Below are 1,205 nucleotides of genomic sequence, written 5' to 3'. Positions count from 1 at the left end.
AGCGTGCCGACGATGGCTCCCAGCACACCGCCGGGCCACGCAATGTCCGCCACAATACGAAGGTTCGCCAGCCCGAGACTAACTCCTGAGAACCCCTGACCTAGCAGGCTGTTGAAGAAGTCTGCCGTATTGCCTTGAGGATGGCCTCGTCGCCATTGTGGTAGGCGAATGTGATCTCGATCGAGCCGTCGTCGAGCAATTCGGCATGGCCATCTCCTGTGACTTCGTCCATCTCGTCACATCCGCCCCATGTGAAGTGAACTATCGAGGGGCTGTAGCTCAGATCGAGGCCGGCTTGCAGGGCACCAAAGGCGATCTCGCCGTTGTTGTCGCCGCCGATCGTGATCATGGCGGGGCCGCTGAGGTTCAGGTAACCGCGATCCCACAGATCGGCTTCGACGATCCGCCAGCGGCCGATCAGTTGGCAGCCTGCGGGCGCCGTCATGTCGGGACCGCCAGCAGCTTCGGCAATCGCACCAGATTGTAGGCGGCGGCCGCGAAGGTGAAGGCCCACCCGACGCGGTCGCGGCCGCGTAACTTGGTCTTCTCCTGCCCGGCGATCGTCTTGATCCAGCCGAACGCCTCCTCGATGCGCTTGCGGATGCACTGGCTGACGGCATAGCCGCCGTGCCGGGTGGTGCGGCGATCGATCGCCGAACTTCGCCCGTTCGTGTTCTGCGCCACATGCGGCGTCACCTCATCGAACGCAACTCATTGATGAAGTCCTCCGCGTCATAGGCCTTGTCGGCGCCGAGCGTGATTGTTCGCGGACGATCAGCACGCAGTTCGATCATATGCACGGCCGCCACCCGCTCGGCATGTCCGTCAGCCAGCGTCAGGCAGGCATCGACCAGCAGGCCGTGGCGGTTCTCCATCAGCCCATGCCCGATGAAGCACAGCTTCGTCTCCTTGCCTTTACCCTTGCGGTAGAGTCTGGCGTCAGGATCAGTGGTCGAGGCATGCGTATCGTTCGACCGCTTCTGGCCATGGAAATTCGCTTCCGCGTTACGTCCGCCGCCCTGAATCGGCGGCTCGCCCAAGCCATTCCCCGGGCCTTCGCCCGAACCGTCCTTCGGCTTGACCCTCTTCATCGAAGCCCAGGCCTCGATCAGCGTGCCGTCGACCGACAAGTGATCCGTGGACAGGAGCTTCTTGACCTTGGGCTGCGCCAGCACCGCAGCAAGGAACTTTGTCGCGATGTCGCC

At 63.0% G+C, this 1,205-nt stretch carries 1 protein-coding gene and 1 pseudogene; both read right to left on the bottom strand.

Going from position 1 to position 1,205, the window contains the following annotated elements; all coding sequences use genetic code 11:
- Nucleotides 1–100 precede the first annotated feature (100 nt).
- The gene (locus tag AC0L24_RS33800) at nucleotides 101–445 is read right to left on the bottom strand and encodes a hypothetical protein (RefSeq protein ID WP_473565079.1); all 345 of its coding nucleotides are present in this window, start codon (nucleotides 443–445) and stop codon (nucleotides 101–103) included.
- A pseudogene (locus tag AC0L24_RS33795) lies at nucleotides 442–1,205 on the bottom strand (IS5 family transposase); the annotation flags it as partial. The pseudogene AC0L24_RS33795 and the gene AC0L24_RS33800, both read right to left, overlap by 4 nt.

This window comes from Mesorhizobium sp. WSM4809 (genome assembly GCF_055811655.1).
Note: the sequence above shows the minus strand (reverse complement) of the source record. Positions and strands in the feature narration are given on the sequence as shown.